Source organism: Novosphingobium mississippiense, from assembly GCF_044029535.1.
Taxonomy (GTDB): Bacteria; Pseudomonadota; Alphaproteobacteria; order Sphingomonadales; family Sphingomonadaceae; genus Novosphingobium.
Genome location: NZ_CP147001.1, coordinates 1,366,837 through 1,384,757, shown reverse-complemented (window position 1 = coordinate 1,384,757; position 17,921 = coordinate 1,366,837). Strand labels below are relative to the sequence as shown.

The 17,921-nt window shown below is 62.9% G+C and carries 16 protein-coding genes; 3 read left to right on the top strand and 13 right to left on the bottom strand.

The window, feature by feature from the left end; all coding sequences use genetic code 11:
* Window positions 1-11: 11 nt before the first annotated feature.
* Together WBP06_RS06495 and WBP06_RS06490 are read left to right on the top strand one after the other, a co-directional pair.
* Window positions 12-1,295, top strand: coding sequence for a citrate synthase (locus WBP06_RS06495; protein WP_395332994.1), 1,284 nt, complete (start codon window positions 12-14; stop codon window positions 1,293-1,295).
* Window positions 1,296-1,465: 170 nt separating this feature from the next.
* Entirely contained in the window at window positions 1,466-1,690 is a 225-nt protein-coding gene (locus tag WBP06_RS06490) for a hypothetical protein (protein ID WP_395332992.1), read from the top strand.
* 60 nt (window positions 1,691-1,750) lie between these two features.
* On the opposite strand, the gene WBP06_RS06485 is transcribed toward WBP06_RS06490, so the two are convergent.
* The 4 genes from WBP06_RS06485 to WBP06_RS06470 form a co-directional block, all read right to left on the bottom strand.
* The gene (locus WBP06_RS06485; RefSeq protein ID WP_395332990.1) at window positions 1,751-3,145 is read right to left on the bottom strand and encodes a sensor histidine kinase; all 1,395 of its coding nucleotides are present in this window, start codon (window positions 3,143-3,145) and stop codon (window positions 1,751-1,753) included.
* A complete protein-coding gene (locus WBP06_RS06480) occupies window positions 3,145-4,095 on the bottom strand; it encodes a hypothetical protein (RefSeq protein WP_395332988.1) in 951 nt (316 codons plus the stop codon). The genes WBP06_RS06485 and WBP06_RS06480 overlap by 1 nt, the downstream gene beginning before the upstream one ends.
* 35 nt (window positions 4,096-4,130) lie before the next feature.
* Window positions 4,131-5,312, bottom strand: coding sequence for a hypothetical protein (locus tag WBP06_RS06475; protein WP_395332986.1), 1,182 nt, complete (start codon window positions 5,310-5,312; stop codon window positions 4,131-4,133).
* Between the two features lie 92 nt (window positions 5,313-5,404).
* Window positions 5,405-5,707, bottom strand: coding sequence for an Hpt domain-containing protein (locus WBP06_RS06470; RefSeq protein ID WP_395332984.1), 303 nt, complete (start codon window positions 5,705-5,707; stop codon window positions 5,405-5,407).
* A 69-nt stretch (window positions 5,708-5,776) separates the two neighbouring features.
* On the opposite strand from WBP06_RS06470, the gene WBP06_RS06465 reads away from it, so the two are divergent.
* Window positions 5,777-8,407, top strand: a complete 2,631-nt coding sequence (locus WBP06_RS06465) for an ATPase (RefSeq protein ID WP_395332982.1) — start codon at window positions 5,777-5,779, stop codon at window positions 8,405-8,407.
* A 64-nt stretch (window positions 8,408-8,471) separates the two neighbouring features.
* Here WBP06_RS06465 and WBP06_RS06460 read toward each other — a convergent pair whose 3' ends face one another.
* The 9 genes from WBP06_RS06460 to WBP06_RS06420 are packed head-to-tail and all read right to left on the bottom strand — an operon-like array spanning window position 8,472 to window position 17,920.
* On the bottom strand, window positions 8,472-8,762 hold the full coding sequence (locus tag WBP06_RS06460; RefSeq protein WP_395334059.1) for a DUF1467 family protein: 291 nt from the start codon (window positions 8,760-8,762) through the stop codon (window positions 8,472-8,474).
* A 9-nt stretch (window positions 8,763-8,771) separates the two neighbouring features.
* On the bottom strand, window positions 8,772-10,397 hold the full coding sequence (locus tag WBP06_RS06455) for a ribonuclease J (protein ID WP_395332980.1): 1,626 nt from the start codon (window positions 10,395-10,397) through the stop codon (window positions 8,772-8,774).
* Window positions 10,394-11,173 carry a type III pantothenate kinase gene (locus WBP06_RS06450; RefSeq protein WP_395332978.1) on the bottom strand — a complete coding sequence of 260 codons (780 nt, stop codon included), beginning with the start codon at window positions 11,171-11,173 and terminating at the stop codon, window positions 10,394-10,396. The genes WBP06_RS06455 and WBP06_RS06450 overlap by 4 nt, the downstream gene beginning before the upstream one ends.
* A 10-nt stretch (window positions 11,174-11,183) precedes the next feature.
* Entirely contained in the window at window positions 11,184-11,897 is a 714-nt protein-coding gene (locus WBP06_RS06445; RefSeq protein ID WP_395332976.1) for a biotin--[acetyl-CoA-carboxylase] ligase, read from the bottom strand.
* Window positions 11,894-13,357: an NADH-quinone oxidoreductase subunit NuoN gene (nuoN, locus tag WBP06_RS06440; protein ID WP_395332974.1), complete on the bottom strand. Its 1,464-nt coding sequence runs from the start codon at window positions 13,355-13,357 to the stop codon at window positions 11,894-11,896. Before nuoN ends, WBP06_RS06445 begins: the two co-directional genes overlap by 4 nt.
* On the bottom strand, window positions 13,357-14,892 hold the full coding sequence (locus WBP06_RS06435; RefSeq protein ID WP_395332972.1) for an NADH-quinone oxidoreductase subunit M: 1,536 nt from the start codon (window positions 14,890-14,892) through the stop codon (window positions 13,357-13,359). The genes nuoN and WBP06_RS06435 overlap by 1 nt, the downstream gene beginning before the upstream one ends.
* 4 nt (window positions 14,893-14,896) lie before the next feature.
* On the bottom strand, window positions 14,897-16,996 hold the full coding sequence (gene nuoL, locus WBP06_RS06430) for an NADH-quinone oxidoreductase subunit L (RefSeq protein ID WP_395332970.1): 2,100 nt from the start codon (window positions 16,994-16,996) through the stop codon (window positions 14,897-14,899).
* A 4-nt stretch (window positions 16,997-17,000) separates the two neighbouring features.
* The gene (nuoK, locus tag WBP06_RS06425) at window positions 17,001-17,306 is read right to left on the bottom strand and encodes an NADH-quinone oxidoreductase subunit NuoK (RefSeq protein WP_142633990.1); all 306 of its coding nucleotides are present in this window, start codon (window positions 17,304-17,306) and stop codon (window positions 17,001-17,003) included.
* On the bottom strand, window positions 17,303-17,920 hold the full coding sequence (locus WBP06_RS06420; RefSeq protein WP_395332968.1) for an NADH-quinone oxidoreductase subunit J: 618 nt from the start codon (window positions 17,918-17,920) through the stop codon (window positions 17,303-17,305). Before WBP06_RS06420 ends, nuoK begins: the two co-directional genes overlap by 4 nt.
* Window position 17,921 lies beyond the last annotated feature (1 nt).

The window sequence follows — 17,921 nt, the reverse complement described above, 5'->3', positions numbered from 1 at the left end:
AGTAAGAACTGGTGGGTGATCAGGTCAAACTGAATGCTGGTGGCACGGAATTCGATTATCCCGTGCTCAAGGGCAGTGTCGGCCCGGATGTGATCGATATCCGGAAGCTCTACGCCCAGACGGGCAAGTTCACGTACGACCCCGGCTTCACGTCGACGGCCAGCTGCGAGAGCGCGCTCACCTATATCGATGGTGACGAAGGCGTCCTTCTGCACCGCGGCTATCCGATCGGCCAGCTGGCCGAGAACTCCTCGTTCATGGAAACCAGCTACCTGCTGCTCAACGGCGAACTGCCGAGCGCGGACGAACTGGCGACCTTCAAGAACACCATCACGCGCCACACTATGCTCCACGAGCAGCTGGCGAACTTTTATCGCGGCTTCCGCCGTGACGCCCACCCCATGGCCATCATGTGCGGCGTGGTCGGTGCGCTTTCGGCGTTCTATCACGACTCGACCGACATCTCCGATCCCGAGCATCGCAAGATCAGCTCGCACCGCCTGATCGCCAAGATGCCGACGATCGCGGCCGCCGCTTACAAGTACTCGGTCGGCCAACCTTTCGTCTATCCGGATAACTCGCTGAGCTACACCGGCAACTTCCTGCGCATGACCTTCGGCGTGCCGGCGGAAGAATATGAAGTGATCCCCGCCGTTGAAAAGGCGATGGACCGCATCTTCATCCTCCACGCCGACCACGAGCAGAACGCCTCGACCTCGACCGTGCGCCTTGCCGGTTCGTCGGGCGCCAATCCGTTCGCGTGCATCGCGGCCGGCATCGCCTGCCTGTGGGGCCCTGCGCACGGTGGTGCGAACGAAGCCGCGCTCAACATGCTCAAGGAAATCGGCACGCCGGACAAGATCCCGCACTACATCGAGCGTGCGAAGGACAAGAACGATCCGTTCCGCCTGATGGGCTTCGGTCACCGCGTCTACAAGAACTACGACCCGCGCGCGACCGTCATGCAGAAGACCGTCCGCGAAGTGTTCGACGCGCTGAAGGTCAACGACCCGCTGTTCGAGACCGCCCTGCGTCTGGAAGAGATCGCCCTCAACGATCCGTACTTCGTCGAGAAGAAGCTCTTCCCGAACGTCGACTTCTATTCCGGCATCATCCTTTCGGCCATCGGCTTCCCCACCACGATGTTCACGGCACTCTTCGCGCTGGCTCGCACCGTGGGCTGGGTGGCGCAGTGGAACGAAATGATCTCGGATCCAGGCCAGAAGATCGGTCGTCCGCGTCAGCTCTACACGGGCCCGACGCAGCGCGACTATGTGCCGATGGCGCAGCGCTGATCACGACATCCGGACAAGACCGCGCCAGTCGCGGTCGGCTCCTCGAAGGCCCTCGCGCAAGCGGGGGCCTTTTTGCATTTGCAGGGATTATTGCGGATAAGGTTGCGCAAGCCACAAATTGGCCGCAAGTTGTTCCTACACAGCCGATGGGCCATAACGGGGGCACTAAGATGCTGTTTTTGCGAATTCTCGCCTTCATCATCGGATTGCTGGCCGTCGCGCTGGGCGCGCTCTGGGTCGGTCAGGGAACCGGACTGATCCTCTGGCCGGCCAACAGTTTCATGATCGACGATCGCGGTTGGGCCGTTCGCGGCGCGGTGATGGCCAGCGTCGGCGTGATCCTGCTATGGCTGGCATGCCGGAACAACAACGGCCGCAGCGGCAACCGTCTCTGAAAATTTCGGTTTTTATATCAGCTGAATACGGGACGCTTTGCATGCGTCACCCGAAGAATTTCAGGTCTCGTAGTCGCACGGCAGTTCAAGCAGGAACCGCGCGCCCTGCCCCGGTGCGCTTTCGACGGTCAAATTACCACCCATCGCCCGGGCAAGCCGGCGCGAGATATAGAGACCAAGGCCTGAGCCGCCATCGCCGCTGCGGCCCAAACGCTCGAACTTTTCGAACACCCGCTCCTGATCTTCCAGCGCGAGGCCACCGCCCTGATCGGCGACGGTCACATAAGCCCGGCCGTTCAAAGCCTCCAGCCTCACCCAGATTTGCGAACCTTCTGGCGAATAGCGGATCGCATTGCCGATCAGGTTGAGCAGAATCTGCAGTACGCGGCGAAATTCGGCGACAGCCGGCAGGCTTTCGCTGGGATGCGGAACTTCGACGCTAATGCCCTTTTCGCGCGCCCGGACATTCAGGATCCCGGCGGCCTGACGTGCGACGTCCGAAAGGTCGATATGATCGGAAACCGTGCTGAAGCTCTCCGATTCGACGACTTCCAGATCGGCAAGGTCTTCCAGCAGCGCCAGCAAGAGCTTGCCGGCCCCCGCAATCTCTCCCGCATACTCCGCATAGGCGTCTGGAAGCGGGCCGGCCAGTCGCGTGCGAATCGTTTCGGCATTGGCAATGATCCGAGCGATCGGCTGACGCAGCACCGGCGCCAGATCCTGCCCCACCAGGCTACGCTGCGTCAGCGGCTCCGCCATCATGGGTGACGCTGCAGGAACCGCGGCAGGCGCATCCGACACCAGCAGGAGTTCGAAGCCGCTGGGATCGAATCCCGGCTGGAACTGCGGCACCAGGGCCACTCGCCACGGCCGTTCCGATCCGGCGACGCATACCGACACGCCGTCCAGCAGGCGCCAATGCAGCGGCTGTTTGTGCGTCACATTCTCGGGTGGGAGGAATTCGGTCCATGGGCGCCCTCGTCCGCATGCCATCGCCGCCGCAACGTCAGCCAGTTCGGCACTATCGGTCTCCACCGACAGCACGCGTTGGGCACCATCCAGTCGCGCCGTCAATTCGGCAAGATGGCGATCGATCATCGTGCGTCGACGGTCGACCGTTGCGGTGTCTTCGGTCGGCACCGGCGCTACCTGCCAGTTGCGGACCACGATCTCGCAGCAGCCCGCCTCACCGTCGCTCTCTTCACCGTAGAGCGGTTGAACTTCCACCCAGGCGGTGACGAATTCGGCACCATCGAACGCGGTGATCGCCCGCGCCAGACGGAAGCCATATCCGCGTGCCTTGCGGACCAAATCCAACAGGTCGGGAATGGCGATGCCGCCGGGAACCGTGCCGCCGCAACGCTCCTGCAGCCCGGCAAGCGGTTCGTCGGCACGCGTCAGGCTGTCCCGCCCGTCGCATTCGGCCCGAGCCACTATGTTGCCGACAGCAAGCATCAGCCGGCCCGGTGTCCGGACGTCAGGATGGACGCGGCCATGTCCACCCCGATCTGCTCGAACGCTTCGGGCAGATCGTACGTCGGATGGAACACCAGCATCTGGCGCTTCACCTCGTCAGGCGCTAATCCTGCTGCGCGCAGGGACAGCGCCAGGCGAGTGGCCTGCGCCTCGTGCGTGGACAGAGCCAGAGCGTCGCGCTCCGTGCCCGAACGCTGCGCCAGCGCCGAAAGGAACAGCGCCAGCCCCCCGTAATTGACCGTGAGGGCGGTGCCGCCGCTGGTGCCCAATGCCACGACAAGCCGCGCTGCCAGGCCCAGGCGGCTGACACCTTCCTCATAACGCGCCCTTACGGCAGCTTCGGTCGCGGTAATCCATGCCGGCGCGTTGGCCGTCCCCGCCAAGGCAATGCGCATGGCCTGGAGCGCGGAATAGAGCAATTCGCCTGGCAGTTCGGTAAAGGGAAGCCCCATCCGGCGTTGCATCTGGCACCACCGCGCCTGCGCTGCCAGCCAGGTCATCGCCAGCGATTGCATGTCTTCCTGTTCGGACGAGACCAGCGACTGCACCAGGGGAGAAACCACCGGATCAAGCGCAAGGCGCGCCTGTAGACGATCCGTCAGATGCCATTCGAGCGCCAGCGCATGGACATGACCCAGCAACCCGCGATCATCCATGAATGCCTGAACCAGCGCCTCGCATTCCTCCGCGCCGGGCGTCGGCTTGCCCTGTCCGCCTGCGGTTTCCAGCAGTCCGCGCGCAAGATCGCCCAGCATGCCACGCACGCGGGCGCGCACCTCGTCGCTGAACAAGGCGCCGTCCTGCGCAGACAGCAGGTGCCGCAAAACCGGCTGCACGCTCTCGGCGAGGGCATCGCCCCGCGCGAGTTCGGCGCGCAACAGGGCCTCCACGGTCTGAGCGTCGGCCGGATGGACAGCATTGTCTATCATCCGTCCCATCTACCTCGTACTTGGTTAAGCCTCGGTTATCCTTTGCGGCGCAGCGGAAGAGCCATGCCGAGGACGACCAGCGCTATCGCCAGAACTTCCACCACAGGCTCTACCTGCCCGAAACCGGCGGCAAGCGCCAGTACCACGCCAAGCAAAGCGCGATCGCCCATCAAACGTGTCGCCGGCCCGGCCACCACACGCGGCACCAGTGCCAGCAACATCATCAACATCGCCGGGGGGAACATCCACGAAAGCAGGCTTTCGCCGAACAATCGGGTAACCGAAGTCAGGATCAACAGGCCAAACGTCGCGTCGATCAGCCAACCCAGCACATTCGCGCGGGGAATCGCCGGCGGGAGCTGGCCCAGTGCCTGCCGCTCGGCCGACCGGATAAGGCGGCTGGCCTCCACCAGCACCGCCCCCAGCGATGCGAACAGGAACGCTACCGAAAGCACGCCAAACCACGCAAAACCACCGGCGATCGCCAGAACGACAAGCACGGCCGCACTCAATGCATTGCTTGCATTGCCCGCGTGGAGCAGCGACGATCCGAACATGACCACGCCCTGCCGCGCGAGCGCCCGGCCCGGCGGCATCGGCTCTCCCGCACCGAAGCGGGTGCGCAGCCATTCCGTCTCTACGCCATGGGCCTCGGAATCGGACCGGATCATCCGCCAGTTCGCGCCGGTGCGCGCATCCGCCGGGATTTCGCGCATGGGTACGCCCGATTGGAGCGCGATGCGCATCAGTGCCGAGGGCACGTCGCAATCAGCCGGCAATTCGTGAAGCTGTTCCACCAGGCGACCGGGGATCTGCATCAGGCCGGTACCGGCTCGATTGAGGTCGATGCGCTCAAACCCCTCCGCCAGCGCATTTTCCACCGGTTGCACCAGCACCGCAGGCGCCACGCCGTCGAACAGCTCGATCGCGCGGGCGGGATCGACGAACAACCCCTCGTTTACGACAACAAGTTCGTCATTGGCCGTGACCAGGCCGGAAAGCGGTCGGGATCCGGTGGAAATGTAGAATTGCAGCCCCGCATCCTCTGCCGCGTGCTGCAAGGCGATGAGTTCGGGTGAAGCGCCGCGCGCGATGCAGATCACGCGTTGGCAGTCCATGGCCAGTGCCAAGCCCAATTGATGGCGCGCAAGCGTTGCCCCGCCCACACGCAGGAACGCGCGCGGAACCGCCTGCCCCGCTGCGGCGGGCTCCGTCATGGCGAGCAATGCGATACGCAGCTTGAAAACCCTCCAGCGCCCCCCCGCCCATGTAGACATGGGACGGGCGAGTGCCAAGCATGGGCCTGCAATCAGCTGTCGGAAAACTCTTCCAAATAGCCTCGCAGGCGGCGGACGATGGACGGATCTCCCGGCGCCGCATCCAGCGCATCTTCAGCCAGAGCCAGCAGGGGCGCGCTGTGGAAGCTGGCGGCGATGCCTTTCAGCCGCATCGCGGCCATGTGCCAGTTGCCGTCGCACCGCGATCGCGAGAGAAGGTCGGCCTGTCGTGCCACGCTTTCGATGTAGGAGGCACGCAGTTCCGCAAAAAGGTCAGCGTCCCCTCCGGCCGCGGCGGCCAGCGTCGCTTCGAGTGCGCCTGCTTCATATGCCATTTCCCCAGCTTAATCCGGGAAGGGTTAAAGTAGGGTTTATCGACGCGGCGCACATGGTATCCTGCGGCCATGGCTGGGGAAAACAGGATCATCGCGTTCGGCGCGAACCATGAAGACAATGGCGCGGAAACGCAGCCGGTCATGACGGAGATCGGAAACGGCACGATGACGCCGTCTCAGGAGGAATGGCAGCAGGCGTTCATGCCTGTCGATGCCCCGGAAACCATGCGCACAAGGGACTGGATTCTCCCTGCTCTCGCCGGAGCCATGGCGCTGGCCTGGACCGGTTTCTTCCTCTGGTCACAATGGCCTCTGCTGGCATCGCTGCCGGTCGGCGCCATCCCCGCCGTGCTGACGACCTGGGCGGTTCCCATGCTGCTGATCGGCCTGGCGTGGCTGCTGGCCATGCGCCACAGCACCCGCGAGTCCAAGCGGTTCGGCAATGTCGCGCAGGCCCTTTCGCGGGAATCCGCCAATCTTGAAGCCCGCCTTGTCACGGTGAACCGCGAATTGAGCCTGGCACGCGAATTCGTGGCTGCGCAGTCCCGCGATCTCGAAACGCTGGGCCGAATTGCCACCGAACGCCTGTCGCAAAATGCCGATCGCCTTCAAGATCTTATCCGTGACAATGGCGGCCGGATTGATTCGATCAGCAACGTCAGCGTGGCCGCGCTGGACAACATGGAGAAGCTGCGCAGCCAGCTTCCGGTGATCGCCAGTTCCGCCAAGGACGTTACCAACAATATCGGCAATGCCGGGCGTGCGGCCCATGTCCAGCTTGAGGACATGATCAATGGCTTCAACCGCCTCAACGAATTCGGGTCGGCCAGCGAACGTCAGGTCTCTCGCCTGCGCGAAGCTGTGGGCGTTGCGCTGGACGAATTCACTGCCCGGTGCGACCAGATGGGTGACCTTGCCGACGAGCGCTTTGCCGCACTGGCAGTGCGTGGAGAGGCCTTCCGCACCGATCTGGAGCGTCACGAGGTAGAGGCGCTCGCCGGAATTCGCACCCGCGCCAGCGCGCTCGAAACCGAAATTGCCGATACCCGCGCGCAACTTGACCGGCACGAAGAGGAAAGCCTCACCTCCCTGCGCGCGCGCCTTGGTTCCCTGCGCGAGGAAAGCGATGTCGTGTCGCGCGCGCTGCGCGACAGCGAAGGGCGGGCTGCCGAAGCATGGCGCAAGGCACTGGAAGAACTCGAGGACGAACAGCGTGAAGTCGCCCGCGGCATCGCCAGAACGCAGGATGCGGCAATCGGCGCGCTGCGCGGCTGCCTGGAGGCGATCGCTGCCGACGCAGAGCAGCTCGACGGCACCATCGCCGCACGTCGCGAACGTTTCGCATCCGATCTGGAGGAACGTCAGTCGCGCCAATCGGAATACGAGCGTTCGGCAGCAGCCCGGATCGAACTCATGCTGGGCGATCTAGACGTGGGCATTGCCGAAAGGCTGGAACGCCATCGCTTGCAAGCCGCAACACTGGGCGAACGCGCCGGCGCAATCACGGCCGAGCTGGAGCGGTACCAAGGCCGGCTCGACGCCATCGTTTCCAGCAGCGAAAGCGTGGAAGGACGGCTTGCCGCCAGCCTCACCGCGCTGACCGAACGCCTTACCGCCGCCCGTGCGACCCTCACTGCCACCGATGGTGAGGTGGACCGTTTGACCGAGGCCAGCGTGCGCCTGCTGGAGCTCATCCAGGGTAGTGCGCGCTACGCCAATCATGATTTGCCCGAATCGCTGGCAGTGTCCGAAGATCGCCTCAATCGCCTGCAATCCGCGATTTCGACTCTGCTCGACGCCCTGCAAACGTCGAATGGCAACAGCGTGGAACTTGCCGGGACGGTCGAAAGCACGGGCAGCAACCTCAAGGTGCTGACCACCGAATTGCTCGAAGCGCAAACCGAACTCGCCCAAAGTGGCCAGGCCCATGCTCGGCTGCTTGACGAATTGCGCCAGTCCGTCTCGGCGATCGAGATCGCCACCAGCGATGCGGCTGGCAAGGCGCAAGGTGAGTTGCGCGATGCGGTGGCAACGCTTCAAACCACGTTGGCCAATGCCGTTGGCGCCATCGAGACGGACAGCGCCGAACGCATCGGCCGCGTGGCCGAATCGCTTGGTTCGGAAAGCGCCCAGGCCATCGACAAGGCGATGCGCCAGCGGGTGGCCGAAGTGACCGGCCAGCTCGATCAGGCCGTGGCCCACGCATCGGGCGCCACGCGCGAGGCGACGATCCAGCTTCGCGATCAATTGGGCAAGGTCGACGAACTGGTCGGCAACCTGGAAAATCGCGTTGCCCACGCCCGCGAACGGGCAGAGGAGCAGGTCGACAACGATTTCGCGCGCCGCGTGGCCCTCATAACCGAATCGCTGAACTCGAACGCGATCGATATCGCAACCTCGCTTTCGGCGGATGTTTCGGACACGTCTTGGGCCGCCTACCTGCGCGGCGATCGCGGCATCTTCACGCGCCGCGCAGTGGCCCTGCTCGATGCCGGCGAAGTCAAATCGATCCAGCAACTGTTCGAACGGGACGATGCGTTCCGTGAACATGTCAGCCGCTACATCCACGATTTCGAAGCGATCCTGCGTCAGATACTTTCTACGCGCGATGGGAACGCCTTGGGCGTCACGCTGCTTTCGTCGGACATGGGCAAGCTCTACGTGGCGCTCGCACAAGGCATCGAACGCCTGCGCAGCTGACCGCAAGGAAAAAGGCGACGGATCCGGGATCCGTCGCCTTTTCAAATGCCGGTTTACCGGCTGCTTAGTAGCCCAGATCTTCGACCGGCGGCTTTCCGAAGAAGTTCAGATCGTCCACGGTCACCCACTGCTCAGCATAGTTCACGTAATATAGCCCGAACAGGACGACTGCCAGAATGGTGGCCCGCTTTGCGACACGCTTGGGCCGGAAGTTCACCGGCGCGCTGGTGGCATGTCCCTTTTCCACCCGATAGCCCTCCACCTCGTCCGGCGTACGCAAACCGAACGGCATGACGAGGAAGGCGCTCAAAACCCAGAACAGGCCATAGATCGCCACCATCGAAGTCCATTGCATGGCCATCGCTCAATCCTCCAGCAGCAATACCTGCACTTGCGGCTTCTTACCCGACCACCGCGTCGCCGCACGCCGTGCCGCAAGGCGGGCAGCCTCAACGCGGACCTCACGGTCGGACTTCTTCGCCCGGCCCAGCGCATCGGCCACGTCCCGCTGCGCCTCTTCGATGAACTTCGCATAGTCCTCGTCAAGCGGAAGCCCGATGGCGGCGACTTGCACGTGCCCCTTGCGGTCGGCTGCGACCGATACGACGCCGTTGAACGAAATCCGGCGGCGCATCACCATGGCGTCGCCATCGGCCGGCGCGATGATGTCGCCGTCAAGGATCAAGCGCCCGGCACGCACTTCGCCGAACTTGCCCGGATGGCTGGGCGCAAGACGGACGAGATCGCCGTTCTTCTGGAAAATCGCCTTGGGAATGCCACATTCAAGCCCGAGCCGCGCCTGTTCCCGCATATGGCGCACCTCGCCATGGACCGGCACCAGAATTTCGGGCCGCAGCCAGCCATAGAGAGCCTCAAGCTCCGGCCTCCCCGGATGACCGGAGACATGGATCGGGCTTTGACGGTCGGTAACGATGACGATGCCCGCATCGGACAGCTTGTTCTGGATACGGCCGATGGGGATCTCGTTACCGGGTATCTGGCGGCTGGAGAACAGAACCACATCGCCCGAATCGAGCTTGATCGGGTGATTGCCTTCGGAAATGCGGGCCAGTGCCGCGCGCGGCTCTCCCTGCCCGCCGGTGGCGACGATCAGGACCTCTCCGCGCGGCAGATCCATCGCGGTTTCGACGTCGATCAGTTCGGGCAGCTTGCCCAGATAGCCGCTGGCCTGCGCCGTCTCGATGATGCGGTCCAGCGAGCGACCGGCAACGCAAAGCTTGCGATTAGTCTTGCGTGCCACATCGCCCAAAGTCTGCAGACGGGCCACGTTGGATGCGAATGTCGTGACCAGCACGCGTTTGCCGCGATGCTTCTTCACTTCATCCAGCAGCCCGCGATAGACTTCGCCTTCCGAGCCGGACGCCTGCGGATTGAATACATTGGTCGAATCGCAGACGAGCGCGAGCACGCCCTCATCGCCGATCGCGGTCAATTCCTGCGACGTGGCTGGCGTGCCGACTTGCGGCTCATCGTCCAGCTTCCAGTCGCCGGTATGGAAGATCTTGCCGTAAGGCGTGTCGATCAACAGCGCATTGCCCTCGGCAATCGAGTGCGCCAGCGGCACATAGCGAATGCCGAAAGGCCCAATCTCGAACCGTTCGAGGTCTTCGACGACGATCAGTTCAACATCGTCGAGAATCCCTGCCTCCTCCAGCTTCGCGGCGACCAGGCGCGCGGTGAAGGGGGTGGCGTAAATCGGCACGCCGAGTTCCTGCGCGAAATAGGGTACCGCGCCGATATGGTCTTCATGGGCGTGCGTCAGCACGATACCGAGCAGGTTCTCCCGCTCGTCCTCGATAAATTCGAGGTCGGCAAATACCAGATCGACGCCCGGATACTCGTTCATGCCGAAGGTCATGCCAAGATCGACCATGAGCCACTTGCCCTGGCAGCCGTAGAGATTGACGTTCATGCCAATCTCGCCGGACCCGCCCAGCGCACAAAACAGCAGTTCGTTACCCGGAATCACTTCTTCGCAGCCCTTTCGGCTAAGATCACAAGGCCTTCCAATGTCAGGTCGGCATCCACGGCGTCAAAAATATCAGTCGCCTGATCGAACAGCACGGCAAGACCGCCCGTGGCAATGACTTTGGCCGGGCGGCCAATCTCCGCGCGCATCCGCGCTATCAGGCCTTCCATCATCGCGACATAGCCCCAGAAGACCCCGATCAACATCTGATCTTCCGTATTGCGGCCGATCACCGACTTGGTTTCCGGCACGGCGATGGCGATGCGCGGCAACTTCGCGGTATTCCCCACAAGCGCATCAAGCGAAAGGTTGATGCCCGGTGCGATGATCCCGCCCTTGTAGGCACCATGGTAGTCCACCACGTCAAACGTCGTCGCGGTGCCGAAATCAACCACGATCAGATCACCACCGTGACGTTCATGGGCGGCGATCGCGTTGACAGCTCGGTCTGCGCCCAACGAACTGGGCTGATCCACATCGATGTCGATCCCGTATTCCGCCTTGCCCTGCCCAGCGATCAACGGTTCCACTTCGAAATAGTGGCGACAGAGGATTTCGAGGTTATGCAACGCGCGCGGCACCACGGTGGAGATGATGACGCTTTCCACGGCCTTGGGATCGACGCCGCGGATCGCCAGAAGCTGCATCAGCCAGACCGCATATTCGTCGCCGGTACGGCGCGCATCGGTAGCGATGCGCCAGCGTCCGCGCAGCGTGCGACCTTCGAAAAGCGCGAAAACGACATTGGTATTGCCGGCATCGATCGCGAGCAGCATGGAAATTCCTTCAGACCAGCGAGACGTCGCCCGCATGGATGACACGTAGGCCACCGTCGGCAAGACGCAAGCGCAGAGCGCCATCAGGGTCAAGCCCGGCGAAGGTTCCGGTGACCTGCCCTTCCCCGTCCAGCATCACGTTCAATGCGGTGCCCAAGGGATAAGCCCCCTGCTGCCAGGCGGCCAGCGTACTGGCCAGCCCTTCGCGTCGCCATTGCGCAAGGCGCTCGGCAAACCGGGCGTCCAGCACCTCGATCACGCCCTGCGCATCGATATCGGCTGCGCCGGAAGCCAGCATGGAGGTTGTCGCCCGATCGGACAGTTCAGGTGCGGATACGACGTTGACGCCGATCCCGACGATCACATGATCGCCACAGCGTTCAAGCAGGATGCCGCTGATCTTGGCGCCTTCAACCAGAACGTCGTTCGGCCACTTGAGCTGGATCGTCGTTCCGGCAGGTAGTAGCGATACGACCAGATCACGAACGGCCAGCGCCGCCACGAAGGCCAGCGTGTGTACGGCTGGATCGCTGGCACGCAGCGCAACAGCGGTGCTGGCATAGAGATTGCCCGCGGGCGAGGACCACGCCTTGCCCCGGCGGCCACGCCCGGCGCTCTGTCGCACCGCGCGCAGCCAGAAGCCTTCACCAATGCTCTCGCCGGCGCCCAGGCGCCGGACGAGATCTGCATTGGTCGAAGCAGTCTCTTCAACGACCTCTATCAAAGGCCGGCAAAGAGGGCCGCAGCGGCCGTGTCAGCCAGGTGGCCCAGCCACTTGGTCAGCAGGAAACCGAGCGGCGAGATCACGACGCACGAGCCGAACAGGATCAGCTTGTGCCAGATGTCGCTTTCACCCTTCACCACGTCGGCCGGTTCGTCGAAGTACATGATCTTGACGACCTTGAGGTAGTAGAACGCGCCGATCACCGAGGCTGCGAAGCCCAGCGCCGCGAGCGGGACCATGCCACCATAAACGGCTGCCTTGAAGACCAGGAACTTGCCCCAGAAACCGAACATCGGCGGGATACCGGCAAGGCTGAACATGATCATGGCAAGGCCCAGCGCCAGCCCCGGACGGGTGCGCGAAAGGCCGGCCATCTTGTTCAGGTCCTCGACCTGATTGCCGTTCTCGTCCGTGAGCATGAGGATCATCGCGAAGCCACCGATCGACATCGCGACATAAACCGCGAGGTAGAACAGCATGGCCGAGATGCCCTGCGGCGTGGCAACGGCCAGACCGACCAGCATGAAGCCGACGTTGTTGATCGACGAATAGGCCATCAGTCGCTTGATGTTCGACTGGCGGATCGCACCAAGAGCACCGATCACGATCGAGGCGAGTGCCGCGAAAACGATGATCTGCTGCCAGGCGTGGGCCTGGTTGCCGAATGCCTCGATCGCGACACGCATGGTCAGCGCCATCGCGGCAACCTTGGGAGCCGTGGCGAACAGCGTGGTCACCGGCGTCGGCGCGCCTTCATAAACGTCGGGCGTCCACATGTGGAACGGCACGGCGCTGATCTTGAAGGCAAGACCGGCGAAGACGAACACCAGACCGAACAGCGCACCGCGCGAAAGGCCCGATGCCATCGAAGCGCTGATGCCGTCGAACGAGGTGGTACCGGCGAAACCGTAGGTCAGGCTCATGCCGAAGAGCAGGATGCCCGAAGCCAGCGCGCCCAGTACGAAGTACTTCAGGCCCGCTTCGGCCGAGCGGCCGTCGGTGCGCAGGAACGCAGCCAGCACATATGCGGCCAGCGAGTTCATTTCGAGACCGATATAGAGCGTGATGAGGTTCGTCGCCGAAACCATCATGCTCATGCCGATCGTCGCCAGCAGGATGAGCACCGGATATTCCGCGCGCATCGCGTTGAAGCGATCGAAGAACTTCGGCGCCACCACCAAGGCGACGGCAGCCGAAATATAGATCAGCACCTTGGCAAACGATGCGAAGGCGTCTGCCTTGAACTGACCGAAGAAGGCGTAAGTATCAGCCCCCATGGCACCGCCGCACAGCGCGGGGGCAACCAGGAAGCCGGCGGCGATGAGCGCCGCCACGGCGAGAACGGAAATCAGCTTGGAAGCCTTGTCGCCACCCCAGGCGGCGACAAGAAGCAAGACCAGGCTTGCGATGCTAAGCGTTTCTTCCGGCGCGATCAGGCGCAGCGACTGTGACCAGTCCATCAGTGTGCCCCCTCATGCGCAGTGGCTTCTTCGTGCGCAGGCTTTTCCTTGCCCATAGCCAACTTGGCGTCTCCTTCCGGCTTTGCGCGAGCGAGCCGGGCGTCGAGCGCGGCAATGTCTGCGCGCATCGGAGCGATGAAGCTCTCAGGGTAGACGCCCATCCACAGCACCGCGAGACCCAGCGCACCGACCATGATCAGTTCGCGAGCGTCGAGGTCGACCATGGCGGCGGCATCGGCATTCTTCTGGTCGCCAAAGGCAACCCGGCGATAGAGGTAGAGCATGTAGGCAGCGCCCAGGATGATGCCGGTGGTGCAGATCAGCGCCGTCCAGCTCGATGCCTGGTAGATGCCGCCAAGGCTCAGGAATTCGCCGACGAAACCGCTGGTGCCCGGAAGGCCGATCGAGGCCATCGTGAAGAGCAGGAAGAACAGCGCGTAACGCGGCATGTTGATGGCAAGGCCGCCGTAACGGGCGATCTCACGGGTGTGCAGGCGATCATAGATGATGCCGACGCAAAGGAACAGCGCGCCCGAGACGAGGCCGTGGCTGAGCATGACCAGCATCGAGCCTTCGAGGCCCTGCGGATTGAAGGCGAAGAGGCCGATGGTCACGATCGCCATGTGGGCGACCGACGAATAGGCGATCAGCTTCTTCATATCGTCCTGCACCAGCGCGATGAGCGAGGTGATGACGACGGCAGCCATCGACAGGCCCCACACCAGCGGCGCGAAGTGGGCCGAGGCTTCGGGGAACATCGGCAGCGAGAAGCGGATGAAGCCGTAGCCACCCATCTTCAGCAGCACGCCTGCCAGGATAACCGAACCAGCGGTCGGCGCCTGAACGTGTGCTGCCGGAAGCCAGGTGTGGACCGGCCACATCGGCATCTTCACCGCGAAGCTGGCGAAGAAGGCGAGCCAGAGCCAGGTCTGGACCTTCGGATCGAAGTCGTAGTTCATCAGTTCGGGGACAGAGGTCGTGCCGGCGGTGTGGACCATCCACAGCATAGCCACGAGCATCAGCACCGAGCCGAGCAGCGTATAGAGGAAGAACTTATACGAGGCGTAGATACGGTCAGCGCCGCCCCAGATACCGATGATCAGGTACATCGGGATCAGGCCTGCTTCGAAGAACATGTAGAACAGGAAGATGTCCTGAGCCACGAACACGCCGATCATCAGCGTTTCAACGAGCAGGAAGGCGGCCATGTATTCGCCGACGCGCTTCTCGATCGAGTTCCAGCTCGCACCGATGCAGATCGGCATGAGGAACACGGAAAGCATGATCAGAAGAAGTGCGATACCATCGATGCCGAGGGCATAGGAGAAGCCCGAGAACAGCTCATGCCGTTCCGTGAACTGCCACTGCGCGCCGCCGACGTCAAAGTTCATCCAGAGGACGATGCCAAGGGCAAGGTCCACGAGGGTGGCGACAAGCGCCACCACTCGGGCCGATTTGGCATCAAGGTAGAGACAAGCCAGCGCCGCCGCGAGCGGCACCAGCAACATCAGGCTGAGGATCGGAAAACCACTCATCATCTTATCCCGCGATCACCCAGCTGATGGCGGCAACGACGCCGATCAGCATGACAAGAGCGTAGCTGTACAGATAGCCCGACTGGACCTTCTGCGCGTAAGTCGAACCCCTGGCGACGACCCAGGCCGCACCGTCGGGACCGAACTTGTCGATCACGCCGATATCCAGGACCTTCCAGAATACATTGCCGAGCCAGAAAGCGGGACGGACAAAGATCGTGTGGTAGAGTTCGTCGAACATCCACTTGCGGAACACGAAGGTGTAGACCGGCCCGAGCTGTTCGGCGACTGCCTTGGGGAACGAGAGGTTCTTGATGTAGCCGTACCATGCGGTCAGCAGGCCCAGCGCCATCACCGTGAACGGCGCCCACTTCACCCAGGTCGGCACGCCATGCATCGCGTGGATCAGGTGTTCGTGGAAGACCAGAGCGCCCTTCCAGAACTCACCCTCACCTTCGGAGATGAAGAAGTGCTGGAAGATGAAGCCAGCGAAAATCGCACCCATCGAAAGGATGATCAGCGGCAACAGCATGACCAGCGGGCTTTCGTGCGGGTGGTAGCCACCCGTGCCATCGCCATGCAGCGTGTAGTTGGGTCCGCGCGAACCGAGTTCTTCGCTGGCGTGCGAGTCTTCGTCTTCGGCGTGATCGTCATGAGCATGCGCATCGTGAGCATGGTCGTCGTGACCGTGGCCGTGCGCATCGTGAACGGCGTGCTGAATGTGCTCAGACTGGATCCAGCGCGGCTTGCCGAAGAAGGTCAGGAAGACCAGGCGCCACGAATAGAAGCTCGTCATGAGCGCTGCGAAGATACCCATCCAGAAGGCGAAGCTGCCAACCGAAGTGCCGCTAGCGAAAGCAGCTTCGATGATCGCGTCCTTCGAGTGGAAGCCGGCAAAGCCTACGCCGAACATGCCAACGCCGGTGATAGCCAGCGTACCCGCCGTCATGGCCGCGAAAGTAAACGGAATCTTCTTCCAGAGGTCGCCATAGTAACGCATGTCCTGCTCGTGGTGCATCGCATGGATGACCGAGCCGGCACCGAGGAACAGCAGCGCCTTGAAGAACGCGTGCGTGAACAGGTGGAACATGGCCGCGCCATAGGCGCCGACGCCAGCGGCGAAGAACATGTAGCCGAGCTGCGAGCAGGTCGAATACGCGATCACGCGCTTGATATCCCACTGCGTGCAGCCGACGGTGGCGGCGAAGAAGCAGGTGCAGGCGCCGACGAAGGCCACGACGTGCATCGCAGTCTCGCTGGTCTCGAACATCGGCGAGAGACGGCAGACCATGAAAACGCCGGCGGTGACCATGGTGGCCGCGTGGATCAGTGCCGACACCGGGGTCGGGCCTTCCATCGCGTCGGGAAGCCAGGTGTGCAGACCAAGCTGCGCCGACTTACCCATCGCGCCGATGAACAGCAGGATGCAGATCACCGTCATGGTGTCGAAACGATAGCCAAGGAAGCCGATCGTCGCACCGGCCATGCCGGGCGCCGCATGCAGGATCTCGGGGATCGAGACCGTGCCGAACACCAGGTAGGTGGCAAAGATGCCGAGCATGAAGCCAAGGTCGCCAACACGGTTGACCACGAAGGCCTTGATGGCGGCTGCGCCGGCCGAAGGCTTGCGGAACCAGAAGCCGATCAGAAGGTACGAGGCAAGGCCCACGCCTTCCCAACCGAAGAACATCTGCACCAGGTTGTCCGCGGTCACCAGCATGAGCATGGCGAAGGTGAACAGCGACAGGTACGCGAAGAAGCGCGGCTGATCCGGTTCCTCGCTCATGTAGCCCCACGAATAGAGGTGCACGAGCGCGGAAACCGACGTGATGACCACCAGCATGACCGCGGTCAGCGTGTCGACACGCAGCGCCCAGTCGAAGGTCATCGCGCCTGACTGGACCCACTTGAGGACCGGAACGACGCTGGCTTCGGCGTGACCGCCGAGGAACTGAAGGAAGATCGGCCACGACAGAGCGCACGACGCGAAGAGCGCGCCGGTCGTGAGGATCTTGGCCGGGAAGTTGCCGAGCTGCTTGTTACCCAGCCCGGCAATGATCGCTGCCAATAACGGCAGGAAGACGATGATCAGGATCGACTGCAAGGCCTTATCCCTTCATCCGGTTGACGTCGTCGACGGCAATGGTGCCGCGGCCACGGAAGTAGATCACGAGGATTGCAAGCCCCACTGCAGCCTCGCCGGCGGCGACCGTAAGCACGAACATCGCGAAGATCTGACCCGTGAGATCGTGCAGGGCCGCGCTGAACGCGACGAGGTTAAGGTTGACCGCAAGCAGGATCAGTTCGATCGCCATGAGCAGAACGATGACGTTCTTGCGGTTGAGGAAGATGCCGAGGACGCCGAGCACGAAGAGGATCGAGCTCACGACCACGTAATGTTCGACGCCGATCACAGCTGGACCCCCTTGCCGACTTCCGGCTTGACGTTGACGGTCGCTTCGTCGGGACGACGGGCGATCTGCTTGCTGATCTTCTGGCCGCGCGTGTCGGTACGCTGGCGATGGGTCAGCACGATGGCGCCGATCATCGCGACGAGCAGGATCAGGCCCGCAGCTTCGAACAGGAACAGGTAACGGCTGTACATCAGCGCGCCGATCGCCTCGATGTTCGAGGTTCCGGCAGGCGCCGCGTTGGTGCCGTCCGCCGTGCCGAGCGTAAGGCCGCCGGCCTTGAGCGTTCCGATGCCGAACAGCAGTTCCGAAATCAGGATCAGCGCTACCAGCAGCCCGACCGGAAAGTTCTTGACGAACCCGGCGCGCAGTTCGGCGAAATCGATGTCCAGCATCATGACGACGAAGAGGAAGAGGACCGCGACGGCACCGACGTAGACGATGACGAGCAGCATGGCGATGAACTCGGCACCGGTGAGCACCATGAGCCCGGCAGCGTTGAAGAACGCCAGGATCAGGAACAGCACCGAGTGGACCGGGTTGCGCGAGAGGATGGTCGCAGCGGCCGACGCGATCGTCAGCACGGCGAACAGATAGAAGGCGATGGTCTGGATCATG

Bases quoted from the DNA above. Each gene is read 5' to 3' on its own strand.
- WBP06_RS06490 (WP_395332992.1), top strand. From the start codon at position 1,466: ATGCTGTTTTTGCGAATTCTCGCCTTCATCATCGGATTGCTGGCCGTC.
- WBP06_RS06485 (WP_395332990.1), bottom strand. From the start codon at position 3,145: ATGCTTGCTGTCGGCAACATAGTGGCTCGGGCCGAATGCGACGGGCGG.
- WBP06_RS06470 (WP_395332984.1), bottom strand. From the start codon at position 5,707: ATGGCATATGAAGCAGGCGCACTCGAAGCGACGCTGGCCGCCGCGGCC.
- WBP06_RS06460 (WP_395334059.1), bottom strand. From the start codon at position 8,762: ATGCAATGGACTTCGATGGTGGCGATCTATGGCCTGTTCTGGGTTTTG.
- WBP06_RS06475 (WP_395332986.1), bottom strand. From the start codon at position 5,312: ATGACGGAGCCCGCCGCAGCGGGGCAGGCGGTTCCGCGCGCGTTCCTG.
- WBP06_RS06450 (WP_395332978.1), bottom strand. From the start codon at position 11,173: ATGCTGCTCGCGATCGATGCCGGCAATACCAATGTCGTTTTCGCGCTT.
- WBP06_RS06480 (WP_395332988.1), bottom strand. From the start codon at position 4,095: ATGATAGACAATGCTGTCCATCCGGCCGACGCTCAGACCGTGGAGGCC.
- WBP06_RS06465 (WP_395332982.1), top strand. From the start codon at position 5,777: ATGGCTGGGGAAAACAGGATCATCGCGTTCGGCGCGAACCATGAAGAC.
- nuoN (WP_395332974.1), bottom strand. From the start codon at position 13,357: ATGGACTGGTCACAGTCGCTGCGCCTGATCGCGCCGGAAGAAACGCTT.
- WBP06_RS06435 (WP_395332972.1), bottom strand. From the start codon at position 14,892: ATGAGTGGTTTTCCGATCCTCAGCCTGATGTTGCTGGTGCCGCTCGCG.
- WBP06_RS06420 (WP_395332968.1), bottom strand. From the start codon at position 17,920: ATGATCCAGACCATCGCCTTCTATCTGTTCGCCGTGCTGACGATCGCG.